General features: G+C 68.6%; 18 protein-coding genes and 1 pseudogene. 6 read left to right on the forward strand and 13 right to left on the reverse strand.

Translation table 11 applies throughout. From position 1 onward, the window contains the following. Window positions 1-7: 7 nt before the first annotated feature. Window positions 8-646 carry a Pr6Pr family membrane protein gene (locus tag HWY45_RS01545; RefSeq protein WP_059884493.1) on the forward strand — a complete coding sequence of 213 codons (639 nt, stop codon included), beginning with the start codon at window positions 8-10 and terminating at the stop codon, window positions 644-646. Between the two features lie 46 nt (window positions 647-692). Here the strand turns inward: HWY45_RS01545 and HWY45_RS01550 are convergent, their stop codons facing one another. Further along, entirely contained in the window at window positions 693-1,436 is a 744-nt protein-coding gene (locus HWY45_RS01550) for a peptidoglycan DD-metalloendopeptidase family protein (RefSeq protein WP_059808608.1), read from the reverse strand. Window positions 1,437-1,833: 397 nt separating this feature from the next. Here HWY45_RS01550 and HWY45_RS01555 point away from each other — a divergent pair, with 397 nt between their 5' ends. Next, window positions 1,834-2,154, forward strand: a complete 321-nt coding sequence (locus tag HWY45_RS01555; protein WP_059808611.1) for a hypothetical protein — start codon at window positions 1,834-1,836, stop codon at window positions 2,152-2,154. Between the two features lie 140 nt (window positions 2,155-2,294). On the opposite strand, the gene HWY45_RS01560 is transcribed toward HWY45_RS01555, so the two are convergent. Further along, window positions 2,295-2,645 carry a DUF4148 domain-containing protein gene (locus HWY45_RS01560; RefSeq protein WP_059565989.1) on the reverse strand — a complete coding sequence of 117 codons (351 nt, stop codon included), beginning with the start codon at window positions 2,643-2,645 and terminating at the stop codon, window positions 2,295-2,297. A 206-nt stretch (window positions 2,646-2,851) separates the two neighbouring features. Further along, window positions 2,852-4,264 (reverse strand): NADP-dependent phosphogluconate dehydrogenase, encoded by a 1,413-nt coding sequence (gndA, locus tag HWY45_RS01565; protein WP_059884322.1) that lies wholly within the window; start codon window positions 4,262-4,264, stop codon window positions 2,852-2,854. Here gndA and HWY45_RS36680 point away from each other — a divergent pair. After that, window positions 4,253-4,345 (forward strand): annotated as a pseudogene (locus HWY45_RS36680) (6-phosphogluconate dehydrogenase); the annotation flags it as partial. The gene gndA and the pseudogene HWY45_RS36680 sit on opposite strands and share 12 nt — an antisense overlap. A gap of 14 nt (window positions 4,346-4,359) precedes the next feature. Here the strand turns inward: HWY45_RS36680 and HWY45_RS01570 are convergent. Continuing rightward, the gene (locus HWY45_RS01570; RefSeq protein WP_059884323.1) at window positions 4,360-4,998 is read right to left on the reverse strand and encodes a DUF938 domain-containing protein; all 639 of its coding nucleotides are present in this window, start codon (window positions 4,996-4,998) and stop codon (window positions 4,360-4,362) included. Further along, entirely contained in the window at window positions 4,995-5,900 is a 906-nt protein-coding gene (locus HWY45_RS01575) for an NAD-dependent protein deacetylase (RefSeq protein WP_059884324.1), read from the reverse strand. The genes HWY45_RS01570 and HWY45_RS01575 overlap by 4 nt, the downstream gene beginning before the upstream one ends. Before the next feature lie 1,458 nt (window positions 5,901-7,358). On the opposite strand from HWY45_RS01575, the gene HWY45_RS01580 reads away from it, so the two are divergent. Next, window positions 7,359-8,315: an LLM class oxidoreductase gene (locus tag HWY45_RS01580; protein ID WP_059884325.1), complete on the forward strand. Its 957-nt coding sequence runs from the start codon at window positions 7,359-7,361 to the stop codon at window positions 8,313-8,315. Window positions 8,316-8,358: 43 nt separating this feature from the next. On the opposite strand, the gene HWY45_RS01585 is transcribed toward HWY45_RS01580, so the two are convergent. The 5 genes from HWY45_RS01585 to HWY45_RS01605 form a co-directional block, all read right to left on the reverse strand. After that, window positions 8,359-9,288 (reverse strand): LysR family transcriptional regulator, encoded by a 930-nt coding sequence (locus tag HWY45_RS01585; RefSeq protein WP_059808625.1) that lies wholly within the window; start codon window positions 9,286-9,288, stop codon window positions 8,359-8,361. Window positions 9,289-9,382: 94 nt separating this feature from the next. Then, complete coding sequence (locus HWY45_RS01590; protein ID WP_230946923.1) at window positions 9,383-9,751, reverse strand: GNAT family N-acetyltransferase; 369 nt, start codon at window positions 9,749-9,751, stop codon at window positions 9,383-9,385. A 134-nt stretch (window positions 9,752-9,885) separates the two neighbouring features. Then, the gene (locus HWY45_RS01595) at window positions 9,886-10,101 is read right to left on the reverse strand and encodes an SGNH/GDSL hydrolase family protein (RefSeq protein WP_150998218.1); all 216 of its coding nucleotides are present in this window, start codon (window positions 10,099-10,101) and stop codon (window positions 9,886-9,888) included. Then, window positions 10,094-10,534 carry a nuclear transport factor 2 family protein gene (locus HWY45_RS01600; protein ID WP_059884327.1) on the reverse strand — a complete coding sequence of 147 codons (441 nt, stop codon included), beginning with the start codon at window positions 10,532-10,534 and terminating at the stop codon, window positions 10,094-10,096. The genes HWY45_RS01595 and HWY45_RS01600 overlap by 8 nt, the downstream gene beginning before the upstream one ends. 42 nt (window positions 10,535-10,576) lie before the next feature. Further along, entirely contained in the window at window positions 10,577-12,598 is a 2,022-nt protein-coding gene (locus HWY45_RS01605) for an oxidoreductase (RefSeq protein WP_059884328.1), read from the reverse strand. Between the two features lie 154 nt (window positions 12,599-12,752). On the opposite strand from HWY45_RS01605, the gene HWY45_RS01610 reads away from it, so the two are divergent. After that, a complete protein-coding gene (locus HWY45_RS01610; protein ID WP_059808637.1) occupies window positions 12,753-13,289 on the forward strand; it encodes a PadR family transcriptional regulator in 537 nt (178 codons plus the stop codon). Between the two features lie 14 nt (window positions 13,290-13,303). On the opposite strand, the gene HWY45_RS01615 is transcribed toward HWY45_RS01610, so the two are convergent. Beyond that, entirely contained in the window at window positions 13,304-13,762 is a 459-nt protein-coding gene (locus tag HWY45_RS01615) for an Lrp/AsnC family transcriptional regulator (protein ID WP_059565978.1), read from the reverse strand. Window positions 13,763-13,895: 133 nt separating this feature from the next. On the opposite strand from HWY45_RS01615, the gene HWY45_RS01620 reads away from it, so the two are divergent. Then, window positions 13,896-14,525, forward strand: coding sequence for a LysE family translocator (locus HWY45_RS01620; protein WP_059884329.1), 630 nt, complete (start codon window positions 13,896-13,898; stop codon window positions 14,523-14,525). A gap of 59 nt (window positions 14,526-14,584) precedes the next feature. Here the strand turns inward: HWY45_RS01620 and HWY45_RS01625 are convergent, their stop codons facing one another. Together HWY45_RS01625 and HWY45_RS01630 are read right to left on the reverse strand one after the other, a co-directional pair. Then, a complete protein-coding gene (locus HWY45_RS01625) occupies window positions 14,585-15,565 on the reverse strand; it encodes an NADPH:quinone oxidoreductase family protein (protein WP_059884330.1) in 981 nt (326 codons plus the stop codon). After that, the gene (locus tag HWY45_RS01630) at window positions 15,562-17,250 is read right to left on the reverse strand and encodes a long-chain fatty acid--CoA ligase (protein ID WP_059884331.1); all 1,689 of its coding nucleotides are present in this window, start codon (window positions 17,248-17,250) and stop codon (window positions 15,562-15,564) included. The genes HWY45_RS01625 and HWY45_RS01630 overlap by 4 nt, the downstream gene beginning before the upstream one ends. Between the last annotated feature and the right edge of the window lie 31 nt (window positions 17,251-17,281).

Below are 17,281 nucleotides of genomic sequence, written 5' to 3' on the forward strand. Positions count from 1 at the left end.
CAGCGCCATGAGCAAAGCGTTCTTCGTGACAGCCTACCGGCTGATGGCCGCGCTGCTCGCCGTGTCGACACCGCTGCACAGCATCGCGGGCCGCTGGGGCATGCCGACGTTTCATCTCGGCAACTATCTCAGCTACTTCACCCAGCTGAGCAGCCTGTATGCCGCCGCCATGCTGCTGGCGGGGCTGTGGCGAGTCACCCGCCCGGGGTCCGCGCGCTACGAATCGATGCGCGGCGCGGCCGTGCTGTACATGCTGATCACCGCGATCGTCTACGAGCTGCTGCTCGCGCAGCACGACGCCATCCAGCACATCACGCCGGCCTACAACAACTGGGTGCTGCACCGCATCGTGCCGCTCGTCGTGCTCGGCGACTGGGTCTACGTCGAGCCGCGCAAGCCGATCCCGTGGCAAAGCGCGGTGACGTGGCTCGGCTTTCCGGTCATCTATCTCGCCTACACGCTCGTGCGCGGCGCGTGGGAAAACTGGTATCCGTATCCGTTCGTCGACCCGCGGCCCGACGGCTACCTGCCCGTCGCGCTGCAATGCACGCTGATCGCGCTCGGCGCGAGCGCGCTCGCGATGGCGATCCGCTGGCTCGGCAACCGGGCGAGGCCGGCCGCGACGGTCGGGGCGAACGAAGGTTGAACGGCGTGCGTGCGCGCATGGCGGCACGCACGCCGGCGCGATGCGCTCAGCCGCCGTTCCTCGGCAGGAAGCCCATCGGATCGACCACCTTGCCGTTCTGCCGCACCTCGAATTCGAACGTCGCCCGCCCGCTCGCATCGGTGCCCATCTCGGCGACCGGCTGTCCGGCCCGCACCGCATCGCCTTCGTTGACGAGCAGCTTGCCGTTGTGGCCGTACGCGGTGATCAGGCCGTTTTCGTGCTTCAGGATCACGAGCGGGCCATAGGCCTTGACGCCCGAGCCCGCGTACACCACGCGGCCGTTCGCGGCGGCGCGCACCGTCACGTCGGGCCCGGACGCGGCGATGGTGATCCCGCGCGTCTTGCCGGCCGAGAACGGCGCCGTCACGACGCCGGACGCAGGCCACGCGAGCGCGCCCGGCTGGGCCGCTGCCGCCGGCTGCGGCGCGAGCGACGTCGTCGCGGGCGGCGGCGCGACGCGCAGCACCTGGCCGGGCCGGATCATGTCGGTCGGCGCCATGTGGTTCCAGCTGGCCACGTCCTGCACGCGCTGGCCGAATGCGCCCGCGACGCTCGCGAGCGTATCGCCCGGGTTCACGCGGTAGTAGCCCGCGAGCACGCCCCCGGACGTGCTCGCCGTGGGCGCCGACGGCCGGTACGGCTGCCAGCTGTCGGTCCACGGCGTCATCGTGCAGCCCGCCAACGCGGCGGCCACGACGGTGACAGCAGCCAGCGCCGCGCGCGGCAACCCGCGTTGCGCGGAAAAGTGGATGGGATTGATGTTGCTCAAGCGTACCTCCCGGATTTGCGTCGGTGCGACGCCCACCGCCCTCCGGCATGCGTCGCACCGTGTCCGGCGCGGCGGCCGGACCAACCAGAATCCGACCGCAGCCGCGGCCGGCAGTTTCCATGTAGGGGATCGCGCGCGGGTTCGCAGGCCCGTTTCGCGTCGTCCCGACCGGCAAAGATACCATTTGCGGCGGTCGGGGCTGCGACAAGCGCCCCGACCGGCCGCCGTCCCGCACGCGTCATCGCCCGCCGGCGCCGCATGCACGCGGCGTTCCGGCCCGGCCGGCGGCCGCGCCCGGGATGCCTCGCCAGCCCCCCGCCGGCCCGGCCGACCGCTCGCGATCCGTCACCTATACTCACTGATGCTCTGCCCGATCCGACGACAAGAGGAGACCCCCATGAACAACGCGACGTTTCTTTCCGTGCAGCTCGATGCCGAGGATTTCGCCGGTTCGAGCGGCCTCGTCGAACTGCTGAACCGGCACCTGCTGTTCGCGACCGACGTCGCGGAAGCCGCCGACGCGCTCGTACAGCTGGCGAGCGTCACCCACCTGTCGGGCGGTGCGCGCCGCAGCGTCGAGCTGCCGGTCGCGGCGATCGAGCGGCTGCGCGACGCGCTCGATACGCTGAGCGGCTACGACGAAACCTGGCTGATGGCGCTGGAGCCCGCCGACAAGCTGTTCAGGGATATCGGCCGCGGCCGGCGGCCGCTGCACTGACGTGCGGCACGTCGTCACGGCCGGGCCCGAAATGAAAACAGCCCGTCGTTCCATATCCTGGAACGACGGGCTGTGACGACAACCGGGTACGGGTGTTTCGACTCCGGCGGGCAGCCGGCGCGGCCTTCCGGCCGCTTCGATCAACGACCCTTGTAGACCGGCGCGCCGTCGGCGATGCGCTTGACGCCGTTCGGCCAGCGCGATTCCGACGCGACCGGTGCACCCGATTCCTGCTGGGCGGCCGGTTGCGCACCGTAGCCGCTCGTATCGGCAGCGGCGACGTTCTGTTGCGGGTTCAGGCGCGCTTCGGCGGCGAGGATGCCTTCCGGATAGTTCGTGCGGTCGCTGCCCAGCTTGTAGCCGGCCTTTTGCAGCGCGACCAGATCGGCCTTGACCTGATCACGGGTGACCGGGCCATTCTGTTGGGCGAAAGAGACTGCCGGGACAGCGAGGACGGCAGCAGCGGCGAACGTTGCGATCAGCGATTTCATGACTTACCTCCGTGATTTTTTGCTCCGCCGCACACACCGTGTCTGCAGCGATGGAACGAAGTTTAGTCCCGTGATCACTTAGGGAAAACCATGAATCTACAAAAACACTGTTTCGCCGTAGCTAACAATTCCGGAATCCGATATCCAGAAACCCTATCGATAGAATAGATTTTCGCAACAATTGCCGCCGCGCTGCCTTACACCGCTTACGACCAGTTCGCGTGGAAGCTGCCCGGCTTGTCGGTGCGCTCGAACGTGTGCGCGCCGAAGAAGTCGCGCTGCGCCTGCACGAGGTTCGCGGGCAGCCGCGCCGAACGATAGCTGTCGAAGTACGCGACGGCCGACGCGAACGCCGGCACCGGCACCCCGGCCCGCACCGCCGCGATCACGACCTCGCGCAACGACGCCTGGTAGTTCGCGGCGATTTCCTGGAAGTACGGGTCGAGCAGCAGGTTCGCGAGCGCCGCGTCCTTCGCGTAAGCCTCCGTGATCTTCTGCAGGAAGCGCGCACGGATGATGCAGCCCGCGCGGAAGATCTTCGCGATCGTCCCGAGATCGAGGTTCCAGCCGTATTCCTCGGACGCGGTGCGCAGCTGCGCGAAGCCCTGCGCGTACGAGATCACCTTGCTCAGGTACAGCGCACGGCGCACGGCTTCGACGAACGCCGCGCGGTCGCCGGCGAGCGGCGTCGCGGCCGGGCCCGACAGCACCTTGCTGGCCGCCACGCGCTCCGTCTTCAGCGACGACAGCACGCGCGCGAACACCGACTCCGTGATCAGCGGCAGCGGCACGCCGAGATCCAGCGCGTTCTGGCTGGTCCACTTGCCGGTGCCCTTCTGCGCCGCGCGATCGAGAATCACGTCGACCAGGTGCTGGCCGGTTTCGTCGTCCTTCTTCGCGAAGATCTTCGACGTGATCTCCATCAGGTAGCTGTCGAGCTCGCCCTGGTTCCACTCCGTGTAGACCGCGCCCAGCTCGTCGTTGGTCAGGCCCGCGACGCCCTTCAGCACCGCATAGCTCTCGGCGATCAGCTGCATGTCGCCGTACTCGATGCCGTTGTGGACCATCTTCACGTAATGGCCCGCGCCGTCCGGCCCCATGTAGGCCACGCACGGCTCGCCGTCCGACGGCGCCTTCGCGGCGATCTGCTTGAGGATCGGCTCGACGAGGTCGTACGCGTCGCGCTGGCCGCCGGGCATGATCGACGGGCCGCGCAGCGCGCCCTCCTCGCCGCCCGACACGCCGGTGCCGATGAAGTGCAGGCCCGACTGCGCGAGCTCCTGGTTGCGGCGGATCGTGTCGGTGAAGTGCGTGTTGCCGCCGTCGATCAGCACGTCGCCCTTTTCGAGCAGCGGCTTGAGCGCGGCGATCGTCGCGTCGGTGGCTTCGCCCGCCTTCACCATCATCAGGATGCGGCGCGGCGTCTCGAGCGATGCGACGAATTCCTCGAGCGTGTAGGTCGGCACCAGGTTGCGGCCGGGGAATTCGGCGATCAGTTCGTCGGTTTTCTCGCCGCTGCGGTTGTATACCGACACCGCATAGCCGCGGCTTTCGATATTGAGTGCGAGGTTGCGGCCCATTACCGCAAGGCCGATCACACCGATTGCTTGTTTGCCCATCAGTCAATTCTCCGGAAAAAACAGGGCGCGACCCGAACGGGCCGCGCGCACAGGCGAAAGGATAAGGGAAACGCGGCCGCGATGCGCGCCGGGCGTTACTGCTCGGCGTGCGGCAGGCGCCGGAAAACGACGCTCAGGTTGTTGGCGGGCATCTCGACGACCTCGATGCAGTCGAGCCCGCGATCGAGGCCGAGCGCGACGACCGCCTCGAGATCGCGCACGCCCCACGACGGATCGCGGCTGCGCAATTGCGCGTCGAACGCTTCGTTCGACGGCGCGGTGTGCCGGCCCTCGCGCCGGTACGGGCCGTAGAGCACCAGCACGCCGCCCGGCCGCAGCACGCGCGACGCGCCGGCGAACAGCGCGTCGGCGCAGGCCCACGGCGCGATGTGAATCATGTTGATGCAGACGATCGCGTCGAGCACGGCGAACGGCCAGGCCGCATCGCGCACGTCGAATGCGCGTGGCGCGTCGACGTTCGGCAGCCCCGCGTGCGCGACCCACGCGGCGATCGACTGGCGCGCCTGCGCGTCGGGGTCGCTCGGGTGCCAGCGCAGCCCGGGCAGCCCCGCCGCGAAATGCACGACGTGCTGGCCGGTGCCGCTGGCGATTTCGAGCACGTCGCCGCTGGCCGGCAGCACGCGCCGCAGCACGTCGAGAATCGGCGCGCGGTTGCGTTCGGCCGCGGGCGCTGAAAGCCGCAGCGACGGATCGACTGGGGTCGTGCCGGTCATGGTGCGATGTGCTCCGTAGTATCAAGGGGTTCGAGGCCGAGCCGCGCGTTCAGCGCATCGAGCGCGGGCGCGCAATGCGCCTCGACCTTCAGCGTCAGTATCGGATCGGCGCGCGTGTGGCCGAGATTGAGTGCGGCGACCGGCTTGTTCTGCGCCTGCGCCCACACGCAGAAGCGGTAGCCCGAGTACACCATCAGCGACGACCCGACGACCAGCAGCGCATCGGCCGCGTCGAGCGCCTGCGCGGCCGCGGCCACGCGCTCGCGCGGCACGTTCTCGCCGAAGAACACGACCGCCGGCTTCAGCAGGCCGCCGCACGCCGGGCACGCCGGAATGCGGAAGCGGTCGAGCGCATGCCATTCGAGATGCGCGTCGCCGTCGGCAGCCGGCTCCGCCTGCGCGCCGAGCAGTTCGGGGTTCTCCGCTTCGAGCACGGCCTGGATCGCCGCCCGCGCATGCTGCGCGCCGCACGCGAGACAGGTCACGCCGCCGATGCCGCCGTGCAGTTCGATCACGTCGGTGCTGCCCGCACGCTGGTGCAGGCCGTCGACGTTCTGCGTGACGAGGCGTTCGATGCGCCCGGCGGTGCCGAGCCGCGCGAGCGCGACGTGCGACCGGTTCGGCCGCGCGCGGCCGACGACCGGCCAGCCGATCATGCTGCGCGCCCAGTAGCGCCGCCGCGCCGCGTCCGAGCCGAGGAACTCCTGAAGCTGGATCGGCGGGGAGCGCATCCATTGGCCGTTGCGGTCGCGATAGCCGGGAATGCCGGAATCGGTGCTGATGCCCGCGCCCGTCAGCACCAGCAGGCGCGGGTGGCGCTCGACGAACGCATGCAGCGCATCGAGCGCGGCCGGATCGACGGTGACGGCAGGAGACGTGGCGGATGCGACAGGGTCGGTCATGACGGCGGCAGGTGAGCGGGCGGAATCGGCCGGTCGGACATTCGCGCGGCCGGCCTGCAGGTCCGCTCATCATACCGAACCCCGGCGCGCGCCGACGTCGATGGTGCCGATGGCACGCCACGCAAACCGGCGCGGCTGTCACGTCGCCGCGCACAAAAAAAGGCGCCCATCCGCCAAAGGGTGATGGGCGCTTGAACAATTGATCCATCGGGGTTGTGGATCAACTGGAAACCTGGCGCTGCTGCATCCGCGAAGCCGTGCTGGGCGGATGGTCCCCGGTCAACGCCAATCGTTGCGTGTCATACGCGTCGCCGCACGCTGTCTACCCTCCCCATTCGCTCCGGTTGCCCGGATGCCTGACCGGCGATGCGACCGCCGCACGCACGCCGAAACCGGAGAGCGTTCGTGCAGCCTGCGCGTCGAGATGACCGTTCATGTCGTGTCGATCGCCGTTTCGTCTCCCGATGTCTGTCAAGGTGCCTCCCTTCGGCAGGCGCGTTCGGTTTCGGTTTTGAATCACACCGCCCGGCTGTCGCGCTCGATGCCGCTTCGGGTCTGCCGCGCCGCCCGCCGACATTTCGCGCGGCGTGCGAGACCCGCACCCTGTTCATCAGGATGACAAATCAATTTCTGGATGGCCGTCCGTCGGCCGGTGCCTGTCTCGATGCCCGTCAATGCCGGCGGACGGCGCCTGGCCGGGGGGCCGCGCGCGCGACGCATGCGTGAGACGGACAGTTGAAACGGACGCGGATTGTCGGACGGGATTCGGTGCCGAGCGTGATCAGGTCACCTCGAGCAGAAGTGGGTTGGGCACCCGAGATATTCGGCGCTTCATGCTTGCAACACGGCGCGTTGCGATTCGATCTTTTTTCATTCTCTTGTCCCCGATTCAAATACTCCCTGACCATCGGCATGCGAACGTCGATCCGGTTCGGTCGACCTGCACGCCGGCAGCACCCGGGTATATGCAAGGAGCGCACCATCTCGCGCAGCGCCATGCCTGGCGGGGCTCCGCAATCGGACGCCGCGAAACGCGGGCGCCCGGACGCGGCGAATGTTTCAGAGTTGAAACGCAGTGGCGGGGAAATCGTTTCGGGAGCGGGCGGCAGCGGGCGAAGCCCAGCGCCGACGCGGGCCGCCCCATAAAAAATATCCCGGCTCGGGAATCGAGCCGGGATGCAATCCGCCAACATTCGGAGTGGTGCGTCCGGAGCGAGAGGAAGAGCCCCGTCCGCGCGGCGGTCAGTTCGCTGCGATTTTATGCCGGCAGGTTCTCGCGAGGAATGGCCGCATCCGCCAAATCGCGGTGCGGATCGGACATCGGCACCATACCGCCCGCGCCCGCACTGCCCGCACGCCATCCGCGCAAAACCGCTAGCATTCGGCAAGCACGATCGCGTGCGGTTGCCTATCCGTCGCATGCAACCGCGCCACCCTTATCCTTCAGCGAGAAGCAAGATGACCACGCCCGCCCCCCGCCAACCCGGCATTGCGCACCGCGTCTTTTCCGCAGGCCGGCTCACGATCGGGCTGACGCTCCCGCTGCTGCGCAGCGGCGACATCGTCGCGGACTTCCACGAACAACTCGAACTCGCGGCGTTCGCCGACACGCTCGGCTTTCGCGCGCTGTGGGTGCGCGACGTGCCGCTGAACAGCGCCGACTATCTCGATCCCGTCGGCCATCTCGACCCGTGGGTCCTGCTCGGCGCGTTGGCCACGCGCACCCGCGACATCGCGCTCGCAAGCGGCGCGATCGTGCTGCCGCTGCGACATCCGCTGCACATCGCGAAGGGCGCGCTGTCCGTCGGCACGCTGTCCGGCGGACGCTTCATCCTCGGCCTCGGCTCCGGCGACCGGCCGCCCGAATACGCGGCCTTCGGCATCGATGTCGATGAGCGCCGCGAACGGTATCGCCGCCACTGGGAGGTCGTCGCCGCTGCGCTCGGCCTGCCGTCGCGCGTCACGCCCGACCGGGCTCCACCTGACGCACCCGAATTCACGCTGCTGCCGCGCAGCGCCGACGCGATTCCGCTGCTCGCCGTCGGCTCCGGCGGACAGAGCGTCGACTGGATCGCCCGGCATTCGCTCGGCTGGATGACCTACCACCGCGATCCGGACACGCAGCGCGCGCGCCGCGACATGTGGCGCGGCGCAGTCGAGCGGCTCGCGGAACCGGGCTTTCGCGCATTCGGCGTCGCGATGCGGCTCGACCTCGACGCGCATCCCGATGCGCCGGCGACGGCGCTGCCGCTCGGCTATGCAAGCGGCCGGCATGCGCTGCTGCGCGTGCTGCAGGACATGCGTGCGGCGGGCACGCATCACGTGAGCCTGAACCTCGGCTCGAACCGGCCCGTGCGCGACGTGCTCGAGGAAATCGCCGCGCACGTGCTGCCGGCGTTTCATGAAGACGCGTGACGATCAGGCCACCCGTTGCTTCGACACTGGGATCCGCGCCCCGTCACGTGCGCGCCGCCCACTCCACCGCCTGCCGCCCCGAGCCGTTGCCGCCGATCGCGTCGATCAGGTAATCGACGAACGACGCGATCCGCGACGAGAGCGCCGTATTCCGGTAGTACACGGCATGGATCGGCTGCCGCACGTCCTGCGTGTGGCGCGCGAGGACCTGCACGAGCCGTCCGGCCTCGCGATCCTGCGCGGTCATGAAATCCGACAGGCAGACGATGCCCGCGCCTTCGAGCGCCAGTTGCCGGAGCGTCTCGCCGCTCGACGACCACACGTCGGGCTCGATGCGGTACGGTTCGCCGTCGGCGCCGAGGATCGGCCAGACGTTCAGCGATTCCGGTTGGTTGAAGCCGAGCAGCGCATGCTCGGCGAGATCGTCGACCTTGCGCGGCTGGCCGTGTGCCTCGAGATACGCGGGGCTCGCGAGCATCCGCAGCCGGCTGTTGGCCACCATCCGGCTGCGCAAGGTCGAATCCTTGAGCCGGCCGATCCGGATCGCGACGTCGGTGCGCCGCTCGAGCAGGTCGATGATGCCTTCGTTGCTGTTCAGCTCCAGCTCCACCTGGGGAAAGCGCTCGCGATAGCCCCGCACGAGCGGCACGATCACGTGCAGCATGAACGGCGACGCCGCATCGACCCGCAGCCGCCCCGACGGCTGCTCCTGGCGCGCAATCATCTGTTCTTCCGCGCTTTCGACCGATTCGATGATCGCGCGCGCATCCTGCAGGAACGCCCGCCCCTCCTCGGTCAGCGCGAGGCGGCGCGTGGTCCGCCGCAGCAGCGTGGTCTTCAGCTTTTCCTCGAGCCGCGCGAGCGTGCGGCTCGTCGCCGACACGGTCAGGTCGAGCTGCTGCGCGGCCGCGGTGATCGAGCCCGTGTCGACCACGGTCGCAAAGGCCTGGAGTTCGTCGAGCGTGACTTTCATTCTTGCGTTGAAATCAAAGCGATCTGCTTTATAGGCTGATTCTTGTTCAAAAGTAAAGCGGGCAGCCGCGTTCGCTTTCCAGCGCGCCACTGCGCTATTCCGGCGCCCTGACGTAGTAGATGTCCCACTCCGCCTCGTCGACTTTCCGGAATCCGTGCCGCTGGTAGAAGCGGTTCGACGCGCTTTCATGCAACGCGCCGACCTTGACCGGAAGCGCGCGGGCCTCGGCGTCGGCCACGACCGACGCGAGCACCGCCGCGCCGATCCCCTTTCCCTGGTGCGCCGGCAGGATGTACAGATGTTCGAGCGTCACGAACGCCGCGTCGGGCTTGGCGAGAAAGAATCCGACGGTCGCGCCGTCTGCCACGATGTACTTGCAGTACGCGGGATCGAAGGACGCCAGGAAGCGCGCGCGTGCCCGCTGCGGATCGAAGCGGCCGATGCGCTCGAGGCTCTCGCGCATCGCGGCGATGCGAATCGAGATCAATGCTTCGACATCGTCGTGCGTCGTGCTTGGCGTAGGTCAGGTTCATCTGCCGGCTCTCCTCGCGGCCTCGCGACGCGGCGCCATGCCGGATCGGGATGCCTCGGCGATTGTCAGCGATTCACGCACGCATGTCGAACCCCGGATGCTCGCGACGATTCGCGCGCCCGGATCCGCGCAGCCAGCGGGTTCGCCCAATGCCGGTACGCAAGCTCGCCGGGATGAAAACCGTCGCTCGCGAGCGCATCGGGATGCAGCGGCAACGCGACCGACAGCACCTCGCAGTTCGGCCGGTCGCGCACGGGTCGCCGGGCAGCAGCGTCAGCCATCGACCTTGTAGCCGGGCAGCACCTGCCCCAGCCGCGCGCCCATCTCCGCGCCGAGTGCCTGCAGCGCGTTGAACGGGCGGATCATCACCTCGAATTCGACGATGCGTCCGTCGGTGTCGAAGCGGATCATGTCGATGCCCTTGAGCTGCTTGTCGCCGACCGTCGCGCTGAATTCGAGCACCACGCTCATCCCGTCGCCGCTGCCGAATTCACGGTGATAGGTGAAGTCCCTGAAGATCGTGATCACCGTCTGCAGCGCCATCAGCAGCGCGGGTGCCGGACCGTAAGGCTTGAACGCCATCGGCGAGCGGAACACCGCGTCCGGATGGACGATCGAGGCCAGCGTGCTCAGGTCCTTGCTTGCGACCAGCGCATGCCAGGTTGCGAGGGACTTCGCGACAGCGGGATGGTGCGGCGTGAATGCTTCCGTCATGGCGTGCTCCTTGTCGTCAGGCAGGAAAAGGTCGATCGGGTGTCAAAGGGTGGCGGCGAGCGTGGTGCCCTGATGGATCGCGCGCTTCGCGTCGAGTTCGGCCGCCTCGCACGCGCCGCCGATCAGGTGCACCGGACACCCGGCCGCCCGCAACTGTTCGGCGAGTTCGCGCAGCGGCTCCTGCCCCGCGCAGATCACCACGTGGTCCACCGGCAGCGTCTGCGGCACGCCGCCGATCGTCACATGAAGACCGTCGTCGTCGATGCGGCGGTATTCCACCGACGACGACATCGCGACGCCGCGCGCCTTCAGCGCCGCGCGATGAATCCAGCCGGTGGTCTTGCCGAGCCCGTCGCCCACCTTCGACGGCTTGCGCTGCAGCAGGTGCACCTGCCGCGCCGCCGGCTCGGGCTGCGGCGCGCGCAGGCCGCCGGCCTGCGCATACGCGGTATCGACGCCCCATTCGGCGAAAAAACCATCCCGGTTCAGGCTCGTGCCGTGGCCGCCGTGCGTGAGAGCCTCGGCCACGTCGAAGCCGATCCCGCCCGCGCCGACGATCGCCACGTTGCGCCCGACCGCCTTGCCGTCGCGCAGCACGTCGAGATAGCCGAGCGCCTTCGGGTGGCCGATGCCGTCGATCGGCGGCGTGCGCGGCACGACGCCGGTCGCCAGCACCACCTCGTCGAAGCCGCCCTGCAGCAGCAGTTCGGCGCTCGCGCGGGTCTCGAGCCGCAGGTCCACGCCACGCAGCGCGATCTGCCGGCGAAAGTAGCGCAGCGTCTCGTCGAACTCTTCCTTGCCGGGCACCTTCCGCGCGATGTTGAACTGTCCGCCGATCTCGGCGCCGGCCTCGTACAGCGTGACCGCATGGCCGCGTTCGGCCGCCGTCACCGCGAAGCTGAGCCCCGCGGGCCCGGCCCCGACCACGGCGATCCGCTTGCGCGCGGGCGCCGGGCGGATCACGAGCTCGGTTTCATGGCACGCGCGCGGGTTCACGAGGCAGGACGTGATCTTGCCGGAGAACGTGTGATCGAGGCATGCCTGGTTGCAGCCGATGCAGGTGTTGATTTCGTCGGCGCGCCCCTCGCGGGCCTTGCGGACGAATTCGGCGTCGGCCAGGAACGGCCGCGCCATCGACACCATGTCGCACACGCCGTCGGCGAGCAGCCGCTCGGCGACCTCCGGCGTATTGATCCGGTTGGTCGCCACGAGCGGAATGCCGACCTTGCCCATCAACTGCTGCGTGACCCACGCATACGCGGCGCGCGGCACCTTGGTCGCGATGGTCGGCACCCGCGCCTCGTGCCAGCCGATGCCGGTATTGATGATCGTCGCGCCGGCCGCCTCGATCGCCTGCGCGAGCCGGATCACTTCGTCGAGCGTCGAGCCGCCTTCGACGAGATCGAGCATCGACAGCCGGTAGATGATGATGAAATTCGCGCCGACGCGTTCGCGCACCCGCCGCACGATCTCGACCGGAAAGCGGATGCGGTTGTCGTACGCGCCGCCCCATGCGTCGTCGCGATGGTTCGTGCGCGCGGCGATGAACTCGTTGATCAGGTAGCCCTCGGAGCCCATGATCTCGACGCCGTCGTAGCCCGCGTGCTGCGCGAGCGCCGCGCAGCGCACGTAATCGGCGATCGTCTCCTCGACCTCGTCGCCGCTCAGCGCGTGCGGCGTGAACGGATTGATCGGCGCCTTCAGCGCGCTGGGCGCGACGAGCGCCGGGTGGTACGCATAGCGGCCGAAATGCAGGATCTGCAGCGCGATCTTGCCGCCCTCCGCATGCACCGCGCGCGTCACGACGCGATGCTGCCCGGCGTCCGCCTCCGTCGTCAGCATCGCGCCGCCCGGCGCCGGGCGGCCGCGCTCGTTCGGCGCGAAGCCGCCCGTGACGATCAGGCCGGCTTCGCCGCGCGCCCGCTCCGCATAGAACGCCGCCATCCGCTCGAAGCCGTTCGGCGCCTCCTCGAGGCCGACGTGCATCGAGCCCATCAGCACGCGGTTTCTGAGCGACGTGAAGCCGAGCTCGAGCGGGGTCGTCAAGTGGGGATAGCGGGTCATCGGTCGTGTCTCCGTATTTATGCAACAAGTTGCACAGATACTAGCGCGCCGCTTTCGTTCATGCAACATGTTGCATAAACAGGGCCTTGCCCTTTAACCCTGTGTCCCCGATATGGCAAGATGCGTGCAGTCCCGTGAATTCGACCGATTCGACATGTCACTGCCTCACGCACTCCTCACCGCGCTGGCCGAGCGCCCCGGCTCCGGCTCGGAACTCGCCGGCCGCTTCGATCGCTCGATCGGCTATTTCTGGCAAGCGACGCACCAGCAGATCTATCGCGAGCTGGGCCGCCTCGAGGAGATGGAATGGATCGAATCGCTGCCCGCCGAATCCGGACGCGGCCGCAAGCGCGCGTACCGAATCCTGCCGGCCGGCAAGAAGGAGCTGCGCCGCTGGATCGCCGAGCAGGAAGACCCGACGCCGCTGCGCGACGCGCTGATGGTGCGGCTGCGTGCGGAAGCGGTGCTCGGCCCCGCCGGCCTGGAGGACGATCTCACGCGGCGCCTGGCGCTGCATCGGGAGAAGCTCGACCTGTATCGGCAGATCGAGGCGCGCGATTTTCCGGCAGAAACGGATTCACGCGCGAAACGCCTGCAGCACCTGGTGCTGAAGGCCGGTATCGCGCAAGAGGCGTTCTGGGTCGAGTTCGCGCAGGAGGCGCTCGACATCCTGCGGCTGCCGAAGGGATAACCGACCCGCCCGTTCTACCGCCTGCCGCGTTCGCCGGCCTGCGGCCTTCGAATCGGCCTCGGCGGAATGCTGTGCGACAGCACGATCGACGTGCGCGTTTCGCCGAACACGTTGATCTTCGCGATCAGCGCTTCGAGCTGGGGGATGTCGCTCGCGACGACTTTCATCACGTAGGAATCGTCGCCGGTCACGTGCAGGCATTCGATCACCTCGGGCATCGACTCGAGCTGCTTGAGCAGGCGGCTCTTTTGCGGCTGCCCGGTCGTGATGCCGATCAGCGCCATGATTTCATAGCCCGCCTTCTTCGCGTTGACGCGCGCGACGAAGGCCTCGATCACGCCGGCATCCTCGAGCTTTTTCAGGCGCTCGGCCGTCGCGGGGATGGAAAGACCGACCTTGCGCGCAAGGTCCGTCTGCGACACGCGCCCCGCTTGCTGCACCTCATCCAGGATTTTCCAGTCCAGCGCATCCATTTTTAAGTGTCCCGGCCAAAAAACGTGAAGAACATCGAACGGATTCGTACAATCGCCTTAAAAACAGCATAGCGGGTCACATTCGGCAGAGCTAGTATGAAACCCATTCATCGGCCCGCCTTCCGCCATCGCCATGTCCATCTTCCTCAAGTCGTTCTTCATCGGCCTTTCCATCGCCGCGCCCGTCGGTCCGATAGGACTGCTGTGCATCCAGCGCAGCCTGCTCGGCGGATGGCGCATCGGTTTCGCGACCGGCCTCGGCGCCGCAACCGCCGACGGCATGTATGGCCTGATCGGCGCGCTGGGCGTCAGCGTGCTGATCACGTCCCTCACGTCGGCCGGACCGTGGCTGAGCCTGCTCGGCGGCATGTTCCTGTGCTATCTGGGCGTCAGGACCGTGCTGGCGGCGCCGGCTGGCGCGCAGGCGGCGGCCGGCCCGATGGACGCCGCCCGCTCCTACGGGTCGACGTTCCTGCTGACCGCGTCCAACCCGATGACCATCCTGTCGTTCATCGCGATCTTTGCCGCGCTCGGCACGGGCGTCGCCGCAAGCGGGCAGAAGTCCGCCGTGATCGCGCTCGTCGTGTCCGGGGTGTTCGTCGGCTCCGCCACCTGGTGGCTGGCGCTGAGCGGCGCGGTGTCGCTGGTTCGGGAGCGGATATCGGAAAAGGCCATGCGGATCATCAACTACGCGTCCGGCATCACCGTGCTGGGTTTCGGCCTCTACCAATCGTATCTGGGGTCGATGGTCATTTCCGCATGACGCGGAACAGTTCCGCACGTCGCGCGGCCCGTATCCGCCGGCCGCGCGACGCCGCCGGATCACGCGTCCGGCAGGATCACCACCTTGCCCTTGACCTGCCGGTTCGCCATCCGCGCGATCGCGTCGGCCGCGCCGGCGAGCGGCACGCGCTCGGTGATCATCGGCCGCACCTTGCCCGCCGCGAACCATTCGGCGAGCAGCCGCATGTTGGCCGCATGCTGCGCGGGATCGCGACGCACCGCGTCGCCCCAGAACACGCCGAGGATGTCGCGCTCCTTGAGCAGCGCGAGGTTCAGCGCGATCTTCGGGATTTCGCCGGCCGCGAAGCCCACCACCAGGAAGCGGCCGCGCCACGCGGTCGCGCGTAGCGCCGCCTCGCTGTACGCGCCGCCCACCGGGTCGTAGACGACGTCGGCGCCGCGCCCGCCGGTCAGCGCGTCCACGCGGCGGCGCAAGTCTTCGGTCGCATAGTCGATCGTCTCGTCGGCGCCCGCGTCGCGGCACAGCGCGAGCTTGTCCGCGCTCGACGCGGCCGCGATCACGCGCGCGCCGAGCGCCTTCGCGATCTCGATCGCCGCGAGCCCGACGCCGCCCGCCGCGCCGAGCACGAGCAGCGTCTCGCCCGGCTGCAGGCGCGCGCGCTGCTGCAGCGCATGCAGCGACGTGCCGTAGGTCAGCACGAGCGCCGCGCCCTGGTCGAACGCCATCCCCGGCGGCAGCGCGGCGATCTGGCGCGCGTCGGCCACGCACTGCTCGGCGAACCCGCCGAAGCCGGTCGACGCGATCACGGCGTCGCCGGGCCGCCACGCGCTCACGCCTTCGCCCACCGCGTCGACCACACCGGCCAGTTCCGCGCCGGGCGAGAACGGCAGCGCCGGCTTCACCTGATACAGCCCCTGGACGATCAGCGCGTCGGGGAAATTGAGCGACGCCGCCTTCACGCGAATCCGCACCTGGCCCGCGGCCGGTTCGGGCACCGCCACGTCCTCGAGCCGCAACCGGTCGATCGGACCGAATGCGGTACACAGCAGAGCTTTCATGTTTTCCTCTCTCCTTGCGCGGCCTGGCGTGCCGCTTCCTGTTCCTGCAGCTGGCGCCACAGGATCTTGCCGCTGCCCGATTTCGGCAGCGCGTCCACGAATTCGACGACGCGCGGCGCCTTGTACGACGCCATGTGCTCGCGCGCCCACGCGATGATCGCGTCCTCGGTCAATTCGACGCGCCGCGCGGGATCCGCAACCACGACCGCCTTGACCGTCTCGCCGCGATACGGGTCGAGCGCGGCGATCACGCACACCTCCTGGATGTCCGGATGGCCGTACAGCAGCGCCTCCACCTCCGCCGGCCACACCTTGTAGCCGGCCGCGTTGATCATCCGCTTGAGGCGGTCCACCATGAAGAAGTAGCCGTCCTCGTCCATGTAGCCGAGATCGCCGGTGCGCAGGAACGCCTTGCCGTCGATCTCGACGAAGGCGTCGCGCGTCGCGTCGGGGCGGCCCCAGTAGCCGCGCATCACCTGCGGGCCGTGCACGACGATCTCGCCCGTCTCGCCGCGCGGCACGGCCTCCAGCGTGATCGGATCGACCACCCGCGCATCGACGTCGAACACCGGAATGCCGAGGCATTGCCGCTTCGGCTGCTGCGGCGGATTGATATGGGTGGCCGCAATCGTCTCCGACAATCCGTAGCCTTCGACGTACTCGATGCCCACGCGCTCCGCGAGCCGCTGCACGACCGCTTCCGGCATCGCCGCGCCGCCGCCGCTCATGCGGCGCAGGCTCGACAGGTCGAATGCGTCGAGGCGCGGGTTCCACAGGAAGTCGACCACCATCGTCGCGATCGACTGCCAGTTGGTCACGCGGTAGCGCTCGATCGCCCACGCGGCCGCGTCGCGATCCCAGCGCGGCAGCACCACGACCGTCGCGCCGCTGAACAGCGGCCCGTTCATGCCGCCCTGCATGCCGGTGACGTGGAACAGCGGCAGCACCGACAGCGTGATCGTGTCCTGCGTCTGGCCGAACCAGTTCACGCCGCCCACCGCCGTGCACATCGCGCCGCGGTGCGTATGCATGCAGCCCTTCGGCTTGCCGGTCGTGCCCGACGTATACGGCATCACGCACAGGTCGTCCGGCCCGGTCGCAAGCGGGCCCGGCGCGAGCCGCGCGGCCAGCATGTCGCACCAGCGCGTCACGCCCGGGCCGTCCGCGTCGCGCGGCGCCATGACGAAATCCGGCGGCGCGAGCCCCTGCGGCGGCCGCCGCACGTAATCGCCATAGGTCGCGACGACGACGTGTTCGAGCCCGCTCGTGCCGACGAGCGGCCGCACGCGCGGATACAGGTCCTGCGCGACGATCATCACGCGCGCGCCGCTGTCCTCGACGTAGTGCCGCAGCTCGTCGGTCAGGTTCATCGGATTGATCGGCACGACGACCGCGCCGGCGCGCAGGATGCCGTAGTACGCGATCATCCATTGCGGGCTGTTCTGCATGTTCAGCAGCACGCGATCGCCCGCGCGCACGCCGTGGCGTTGCTGCAGGAAACCGGCGACACGCTCGGCCTCGTCCTTGAACTCGGCGAAGGTCACCACGGTGTCGTAGAAGACGATGAACGGCTTGTCCGGATAACGTGCCGCCGCCACCTCGGCGTTATGGAACAGGTTCGTTTCCGGCAACGTCAGATGGCCGGACAGATGCGCCGGCCAGTTCGGCGACCTTTCGCTGGACATGGTTCCGCTCCGTTTCAGTGATGAACGCGCC

Origin of the sequence: Burkholderia stagnalis (genome assembly GCF_902830275.1) — a bacterium.
GTDB classification, from domain to species: Bacteria; Pseudomonadota; Gammaproteobacteria; order Burkholderiales; family Burkholderiaceae; genus Burkholderia; species Burkholderia stagnalis.